The organism is Pontibacterium sp., assembly GCF_041587635.1.
Lineage (GTDB): Bacteria > Pseudomonadota > Gammaproteobacteria > Pseudomonadales > Balneatricaceae > Pontibacterium.
Map to the genome: position 1 here is coordinate 1 of NZ_JBFGYC010000141.1, position 7,864 is coordinate 7,864.

The following is a 7,864-nucleotide window of genomic DNA, read 5'->3' on the forward strand; positions in this document are numbered from 1 at the left end:
GATTTTGCACAGGGTTACTTCTTTTCCCAACCATTAAACGCCAATGAATTTGAACAGTTTGTAGGTTCCTTTCATGACCGCCAGATCGCGATAGAATACGAGGCTTTGGATTCGTGAGGCTGATCAGGGGACTACTCAAAGTATGTTTTTGGTACTGCCCAAATACAGAGGGAGGCTGATGCGGGGAGTGGCTATTTGACATCACATGCATGGTCGTCGATCAGCTGTTTGACGGTCTTCAGTGCTGATTCCAGCGTTTCAAGATCAACTGATCCCAGCGCCAGACGTATCGCATGAGGTATATGCTCCGTGGTGGCAAACGGTTCTGCGGTTGAGACGGAGATCTTAGCGCGCATCAGCGCCATGACGAGTTGGTCTGCCCGGACCTCTTCTGGCAGCGGAAGCCAGAGGAAATAGGATGCAGGATGACTGACAAATTCCAGCCCGTCGAGAATCTCTCTGGCCATCGATTGCCTGATCATGGCGTCCTGACGTTTTTCTGCCTCTAAACGCATGACTGTCCCGTCTTCAATCCAGCCGCAGGCCATGGCAGTCATCAGGCCGGGTGTGTTCCACGTGGTTGCTCGGATCGTGCGCTCAATCAGTGGAACCCAGTGTGTCGGAGCTGCAACAAACCCCACCCGCAGTCCGGTCGCGATGCTCTTGGATAACCCGGATACGTAGACGGTAATATCGGGTGCCAATGCTGCAATCGGAGCCGGTGGGTTTTCTGCATGAAAGGCATAAGCGGCGTCTTCGATGATCAGCAATTCGTATCTGCGCGCGATTGAGATCAGTCTCTCGCGTTGCGCCAAATCCATCACCCAGCCCATCGGGTTATGCAACGTGGGCATGGTGTACACCGCCCGCACACGCCGTTGCTGACATAGCTGCTCTAGTGCATCCAGATCAGGGCCTTGAGCTGACAGCGCAATCGGGGCCAGTTCCAAGCGATGAACCTCGGCCAGAACCTTAAAACCCGGATAGATCAGCGCATCGGCTGCAACCACATCACCGGGATTGAGCAGCGCCATCACGGTGGTGGCCAGTCCGTGCTGCGCGCCGCCGACGATGAGAATCTGATCTGCGTCGACACTCAGCCCCCGGCTTTTCAAGTGATCTGCGACGATGGCTCGCTCATGTTTGCGACCCGCATGAGGCTGGTAATGCAGCAACGCTTCCAGATCGCCTGCGGAGGCAAGCTGTCGCAGCGCACCGCGCAATAGGTCTGTTTGGCCGGGTATAGAGGGAGAGTTGAAATTAAGATCGATCATCCCCTCTGCCATCGCAGGTTGGTCGATGCCATGAGCGGGGGAAAGGGCGGTTTCTCTGACAAAGGTACCACGGCCCGCTTCGCCGCTCACCAACCCCATACTCTCCAACTCGGTATATACGCGTGATGCGGTGACCAGCGCGATCCCGTGCTCAGCGGCCAGTTTACGATGGGTGGGAAGTTGCGTGCCGGGTGGCAGGCGGCCTGATCGGATATCAGTCGCGAACGTATCTACCAAGTGTTTATAGCGGGCGCGGGCCATGTGGATTGTATCCATGACAATAATTTTATTGTCATGATTCTGGGGAATAGAATGCGGTGAATCAACCCTATTTCACGAGGTAAGTGTGCCATGCATATCGCGATTCTGACTTTTGACGGCTTTAATGAACTGGATTCTCTCATTGCACTGGGCATCCTGAACCGCATCAAAAAACCGGATTGGCGTGTGTCTATCGCCAGCCCCACACCGCAGGTTCAATCGATGAACGGCGTAACGCTTGAGCGCCAGATCTCGCTGAGTGAAGCCAATCATGCAGATGCCGTGATTATTGGCAGCGGTATGAAAACGCGGGATGTGGTGGCTGACGAATCGTTGATGGCTCAGCTCAACCTTGATCCCTCCCGGCAGCTGCTCGGTGCGCAATGTTCTGGCACGCTGCTATTAGCCAAGCTAGGGCTGCTCAACGACGTACCTGCCTGCACCGACCTGACAACCAAACCCTGGGTTCAGGAAGCCGGGGTTGAGGTGTTAAATCAGGCGTTCTTTGCAAACGGTAATGTCGCCACTGCCGGTGGCTGTCTTGCGTCTCAGTATCTGGCGGTCTGGATGATTGCACGGTTGGAAGGTGTTGAGGCTGCGAAAGAGGCGATGCATTATGTAGCGCCGGTGGGAGAGAAAGAGGATTACGTTGCACGAGCGATGAAACACATTTCGCCGTATTTGTTGGACGCGTCGTCTTGAATTACGGACGCTTAGTGTTTGATTCATTTCTGCTACACATACTGTAGGGCAGCTTCGTCGTCATCGTAGGTGATTAAGCTGCCGGCACCCTGAAGGGGTGCCCTACAAGTCCGTTCTAGATCGTTCTACTACCTCCAACCACTTTGCGTGCCTAATACAATTAACCAGGTAGCAATAGAGTGATGAGCTAACTGTAGGGCAGCTTCGTCGTCATCGTAGGTGATTGAGCTGCTGGCACCCTGAAGGGATGCCCTACAATGCCACTCTGGATTGTTTTAGCGTCTCCAACCTCTCTGCGCATTTTCATCAAAGCTGCCTGACACGATCAACAGGATAGCGACCGTACAAAAACCGGCAAAGAGATACAGTCGAATGTTGGTATCGAACTCTGACGGCAGCCCAAAGAACACGACAAACGCCAATAACACTGCGCCGATCAAGCCTGTACTCGTCTCCTCTGCCTGGTCACACAGGAAGGCAATCATGCCGATCAGAATAATGATTAATGTGATCAGGAGGTAGTACGCTGCGGAGGGATTTAGCCATGCTCTATGTTGTGACCAGAATTCGACGACCTCATTCCAAACGCCATCCAAGCCCACCAGTGCACTAACCAGCAGAATCAACTTGAATAGTAATAACAGCACAATACTGGTCTTCAAATAGATCGAGCAGAATCCATTGATGCTGCGGTCGAGGATGTTGGCATAGCGCTGATTGTGTCCACCAATGATGACCATCATCAATCCGACAGATCCTGTGACAAAGCAAAATGTGCTTGATGACAGGATTTGCAGCAACAGCTCGAACAACAGTGGGTAATTGTGGCGGATCAACTGTACAAAAAGAACAAGCGGGTTCTGATCCATTACCGGTATATCTCCAGCGTCATTATGCTCAGTCTGAATACCTCATCGTTGAAAACCAAAAGCGCCTATCAACGTGAATAACATACATGTGCGATATATTGTACAACTAGAGCATCTGCTCTAGACTTGTTCAATATTATGCACAGGTATTAATGAGAGAAACATATGCGAATCGTATCCTTTACCGAAGCGCGGAACGGGCTGAAGTCAGTGTTGGATAATGTAGCAAACGATGCGGACTGTACCGTCATCACCCGCAGGGATGCAGATGACGCAGTGGTGATGTCTTTGGATTACTACAACAGCTTGATGGAAACGGTGCATCTGCTGAAATCACCGGCCAATGCTGCCCACCTTAACCGTTCCATTGAACAATACAAAAATGCTCAGATTACGGAGAGAGAGCTTATAGATGAGTAGGCTTCTGGCATGGACGGACGAAGCCTGGGAAAGCTACCTGTATTGGCAAACTCAGGACAAGAAGACGCTAAAGCGTATTAATAGATTGATTCAAGACACTCACCGATCCCCATTCGACGGGATTGGTAAACCAGAAGCGCTTAAGGAAAATCTAACGGGTTTCTGGTCCCGCCGCATCGATGATACCCACCGTCTGGTGTACGCGGTAGATGACAGGTACATCACGGTTATTTCCTGTCGGTATCATTATTAAGTTTGAAAGCGGCGAGGAAATGTTGGCGAAGGGTAGCTCGCTACGTAGCAGGATAAGGATGCAATGCGCGATGCGATTGCACCCGATGTGCTGAAAACTCAGCTTTTCACCCGCGTTATGATATGAGTGGCGGGATAAGAGGTTACCTCAGATAAATATCTCTTCACCCCGGTGATCAATAAACAGTTTGGCTCTCTTATGCGTGAGCTGCACACAGGTCTCTTCGGCCGTCACCGTATCGACAAGGGAGAAACTGCGTGTTTGATCTTTTTTCGTGATACTGCCACGTAATCGATAGCGATTACCATCCTGTTCTGGCGTGGCTGTGATCGTAAAGCCCTTGTAGCGAACAGCGCCTTCCGGCAAGGGAGCGAAAAGAGATTTCAGGGTGGTGAATAAGCCCATGGCTAGACTCCTCATTTTTTTTGATTTCATACTAGAAGCCGCAATAGGCTGAAGGGAAGGGGAGCACTACCAAAGCAGGTTGGTTTTTGACCAATTGGGTACTTAGGTCCTATTAGGATTGGCTTGGGTTGTCATGAAGGCTTCAGACAGGGGGCGTATGAAGCTAGAGTGGAGAACATCAAACAGGCTCCGGCCCCATGTATTCGCCCCCAATGCATCACTCTGTGTTTTGTATACCCATCAGATGCTGTGTAAGTGCACGTGCTGAGATTTCTTTGCACCCGGTTACGTTCTGTCCGGCCCATAAAGGTGAAAAATCACTATTGCCCTGGCTCTCCGCTTTAGAGCGCAATGGTGCTACGGCTGCGGTCGCCAATGGGAATTTTGGAGCGTAATCGCTTATCGGGCCTTGTTCTCGCATTAAACGATTCACGATGCCACGTGCCGGGCGCCCAGAATAGACATTGGTTAATGCGGTCAGCCGTGCGTCATCACTTTTCAGTGCGTCCCGATGTAACTTGCTGGTCTTCGCTTCCGGGCACAGCATATAGGCCGTACCGATTTGTACGCCAGAGGCGCCCAGTGCCATCGCGGCTTTAATTCCATGTGCATCCGCAATCCCGCCAGCTGCGATAACAGGTATCTTAACGGCGTTTACGATTTGCGGCAGCAGCGTAAATGTTCCCATTTGCGTATTCAGGTCGTCCGTCAGAAACATCCCCCGGTGGCCACCTGCCTCTACGCCTTGGGCAATGATCGCATCCACACCCTGTGCTTCGAGCCAGATAGCCTCCTCTACCGTTGTCGCCGAGGAGATGATTTTTGCGCCACTGGAGCGGACCTTGTCGAGTAAGTCCGAGGATGGCAAACCAAAATGAAAGCTCACTACCGCGGGTTTGAATTCGCAGACAATCTCAGCCGTTTCCCGATCGAATGGCTTCCGCGAGGGTCCAGAAGTGATTGAATCGGCATCAACACTGAGCTCACCGTAGTAACCGCTGAGTTTCCCTTTCCATGTGATGGCCTCCACTTCATTTACTGCCGGTGGAGTGTGGCAAAAGAAGTTCACATTAAAGGGCTGGGTTGTATGCGCTTTGATATGCCTTAATTCGCTCCGTAGGGTGTCAGTATCAAGCATTGCACACGGCAGAGAACCTAAGCCTCCTGCGTTTGATACAGCGATGGTCAGCGCACTGTCTTGTACACCTGCCATCGGTGCTTGAATGATGGGATATTCGATATCAAATAGCGCTTGTATGGTCATCACGTTTAAACCTTAGTGTTGAGTGGTTCATGAGCTTTCTGGCCGTGCTTTATCTTCACGTCACTGAAAAGCCATGCTGTTGTTACGGCTAATAGACCGGCGGAAATGGCATGTGCCCAGTCCAGTGCATCCCAGCCCATGAACTTATTCTCGCCAATCATCCAAATCAATACAGGGCCTGCTATTTGTCCAACGGCAAAGCCTGCGGTCATTCTTGAAAGCAGTTTGGTGGGGTTATCCGGCATCTGTTCTCTAGCAAGCTGTAAACCGGCCATTGTCGCCACCATGAATGTACCGCCAACCAGGATAGCAGCGATGGCCAGCGCCCAGAGTTCTGTATGAAATAAAAGCAATAACGGAGCTAGGGCCATAATACCTTGCGCACTGGCCCATACGGCTCTGCGCGACCATGACGCCAAACAGATCGCTGCGGCTAAGACTGATAAGCCTGCGGCCAGACCAAAAAGAGGCCAGGTGAGTCCAAAAATTAAAGGATCAGGCACGAGCTGTTTAGCCAATGTGGGTAGATACGTAGCCGGGATAATGTACCCGAACCCCATTACGCCGTAGCAAACAATTAAAGCAGTGTGTCCCTTTAAAGACGTTGCTTGCGCCTTGGGCAGGGTACTTGCCACCACTCGTGATTGAGAGGAGGAATAGGCTGGCATGCTGCGCTGGACAAAGATCGCTCCGACGAGAGCAATAAAACCGAGTTCTACCCAGATGGCCTGCGCCGTTTGATAGCCCCCAAGCCAGGCAATTGTGCCCGCTATGGCAATGCCGCAACCAACCCCGGTGTAGATTCGTCCACTTTGAGAAAGCGTTTTCATCTGTTCAAGCAACTGAAGGCAACAGCTACTCGCGCACACCAGAACCCACGCGCTACATGTGCCCGCGGCAAACCGAAGCAGTAACCCATACAGGTGAACATCGTGCGTTGCCCATGCTGCACCGAATGTGACTAAGGCGACCCCCAGCAGGCCAAGGTGCAGTCCCCGTTGTGGGTTTGCGCTAAACCATGAGGCTGTCAGAGCACCCACAAGATACCCTACATAATTTGCAGCCGCCCACTCCGTCCCGGAAACGGTATCAATCGTGCCGTCCCTCAGCATAAGAGGCATCAATGGCGTGAAGGCAAACCGACCAATCCCCATCGCAATCGCGAGCGCAACGATACCCGCGATGACAATCTGGCGTGCATGCTTCGTATGATCGGGTTGTGTGGGGATAGTGGCATTCATGGAAGCCATTATGACGACCACATGATATGCTCGAATAGTGAATTATTAGAGCGGACCATTCACAAAATGAGAAAGTTAAGCCTTGATGATCTCCATATCTTTCGTTGCGTCGCCCTTGAAGGGGGGATTCTACGCGCGGCCAATAAGCTCAATCGAGTGCCTTCCAACGTCACCAAGCGCATCAAACAGTTTGAGGAGCGGCTTGGCGTCAAACTATTAAGCCGGCAGGGGCGCGGAATCGTACTCACGGATGAGGGCCGCACATTGCTTGGGCATGCTGAACGCCTGCTTCGAATGGCGGACGAGATAGAACAGGAAGTCTGCAATGGTGTTGTTCGCGGCGTGCTTCGCCTCGGATCACTTGAAAGTGCTGCCAGCGTGAAACTGCCCCCGTTTCTTTCCCGGTACCATAAAGGGTACCCGGAAACGACAATCGAGCTTCAAACCGGCACGACCGGTGCATTGCTGCGTTTGGTGGACAGTTACGAAATCGAGGCTGCTTTTGTCTCAGAGCCTTTTGAGCAGGGAAACCTATCGTCAATCAAAGTCTTTGAGGAAGAGCTTGTCCTAATTACGCCGCAAGGTACGCCTGCCATTCACAGCGCTGCGGACCTTGGCAAGCATACGGTTGTGGCCTTTCCTCATGGCTGTTCTTATCGTCGTCGCCTGATTGAATGGCTATCCGAGGCGGGCGTATCCCCTGAACGCTTCCTGGATTTGGGGTCTTATCACGCCATCGTTGCCTGTGTCACTGCGGGTACCGGGGTTGCCATCGTGCCAACGGGGGTGCTTGATAATGCAGTATCAGGGAGTCTGGTGGAACGTAACGCACTGCCGAAACAACTCAAAGTGAATCACACACATTTAGTCTGGCAGGGTGAGCAAAGTCCCCAGCTAAAAGCCTTGATAGATCTGTTGCCTGTTTTACGTTGAACCACCTGAGCCTATACATATGATGGTCACGAGTGCTTCTGACATGGACGGCTGAGGCTTGTATGTGATTGTATTGGAGATACATCAACAACGTACTCTGATCTCATTTATTCGCTTAGCCAATGGAAGCCCTTACGATGTCTAAAACCGCTGTTATTACTGGTGCCAATCGAGGTATTGGACTGTCTTTTTGTCGACTGTATAAAGCCAGAGGTTACCGTGTGTATGCGGCGTGCCGAACC

Annotated in this window: 9 protein-coding genes; 4 read left to right on the plus strand and 5 right to left on the minus strand. The window is 51.8% G+C overall.

All coding sequences use genetic code 11. From position 1 onward, the window contains the following. Positions 1-191 precede the first annotated feature (191 nt). Positions 192-1,550: a PLP-dependent aminotransferase family protein gene (locus ABYW01_RS09035; RefSeq protein WP_372832199.1), complete on the minus strand. Its 1,359-nt coding sequence runs from the start codon at positions 1,548-1,550 to the stop codon at positions 192-194. A 75-nt stretch (positions 1,551-1,625) separates the two neighbouring features. Here ABYW01_RS09035 and ABYW01_RS09040 point away from each other — a divergent pair, with 75 nt between their 5' ends. Beyond that, on the plus strand, positions 1,626-2,237 hold the full coding sequence (locus ABYW01_RS09040; protein WP_372832201.1) for a DJ-1/PfpI family protein: 612 nt from the start codon (positions 1,626-1,628) through the stop codon (positions 2,235-2,237). A gap of 275 nt (positions 2,238-2,512) precedes the next feature. On the opposite strand, the gene ABYW01_RS09045 is transcribed toward ABYW01_RS09040, so the two are convergent. Next, a complete protein-coding gene (locus tag ABYW01_RS09045) occupies positions 2,513-3,106 on the minus strand; it encodes a hypothetical protein (RefSeq protein ID WP_372832202.1) in 594 nt (197 codons plus the stop codon). Between the two features lie 165 nt (positions 3,107-3,271). Here ABYW01_RS09045 and ABYW01_RS09050 point away from each other — a divergent pair, with 165 nt between their 5' ends. Further along, positions 3,272-3,526 (plus strand): type II toxin-antitoxin system Phd/YefM family antitoxin, encoded by a 255-nt coding sequence (locus ABYW01_RS09050; RefSeq protein ID WP_372832203.1) that lies wholly within the window; start codon positions 3,272-3,274, stop codon positions 3,524-3,526. Further along, complete coding sequence (locus ABYW01_RS09055) at positions 3,519-3,779, plus strand: Txe/YoeB family addiction module toxin (RefSeq protein WP_372832204.1); 261 nt, start codon at positions 3,519-3,521, stop codon at positions 3,777-3,779. Before ABYW01_RS09050 ends, ABYW01_RS09055 begins: the two co-directional genes overlap by 8 nt. A 147-nt stretch (positions 3,780-3,926) precedes the next feature. Here ABYW01_RS09055 and ABYW01_RS09060 read toward each other — a convergent pair whose 3' ends face one another. The 3 genes from ABYW01_RS09060 to ABYW01_RS09070 form a co-directional block, all read right to left on the minus strand. Next, the gene (locus ABYW01_RS09060) at positions 3,927-4,184 is read right to left on the minus strand and encodes an HlyU family transcriptional regulator (protein WP_193953153.1); all 258 of its coding nucleotides are present in this window, start codon (positions 4,182-4,184) and stop codon (positions 3,927-3,929) included. Positions 4,185-4,401: 217 nt separating this feature from the next. After that, complete coding sequence (locus ABYW01_RS09065) at positions 4,402-5,448, minus strand: NAD(P)H-dependent flavin oxidoreductase (protein WP_372832206.1); 1,047 nt, start codon at positions 5,446-5,448, stop codon at positions 4,402-4,404. 5 nt (positions 5,449-5,453) lie between these two features. Continuing rightward, on the minus strand, positions 5,454-6,698 hold the full coding sequence (locus ABYW01_RS09070) for a YbfB/YjiJ family MFS transporter (protein WP_372832208.1): 1,245 nt from the start codon (positions 6,696-6,698) through the stop codon (positions 5,454-5,456). A gap of 57 nt (positions 6,699-6,755) precedes the next feature. Between ABYW01_RS09070 and ABYW01_RS09075 the strand changes: the two genes are divergently transcribed. Next, positions 6,756-7,622 (plus strand): LysR family transcriptional regulator, encoded by an 867-nt coding sequence (locus ABYW01_RS09075; protein WP_372832210.1) that lies wholly within the window; start codon positions 6,756-6,758, stop codon positions 7,620-7,622. The last annotated feature ends 242 nt before the right edge of the window (positions 7,623-7,864 follow it).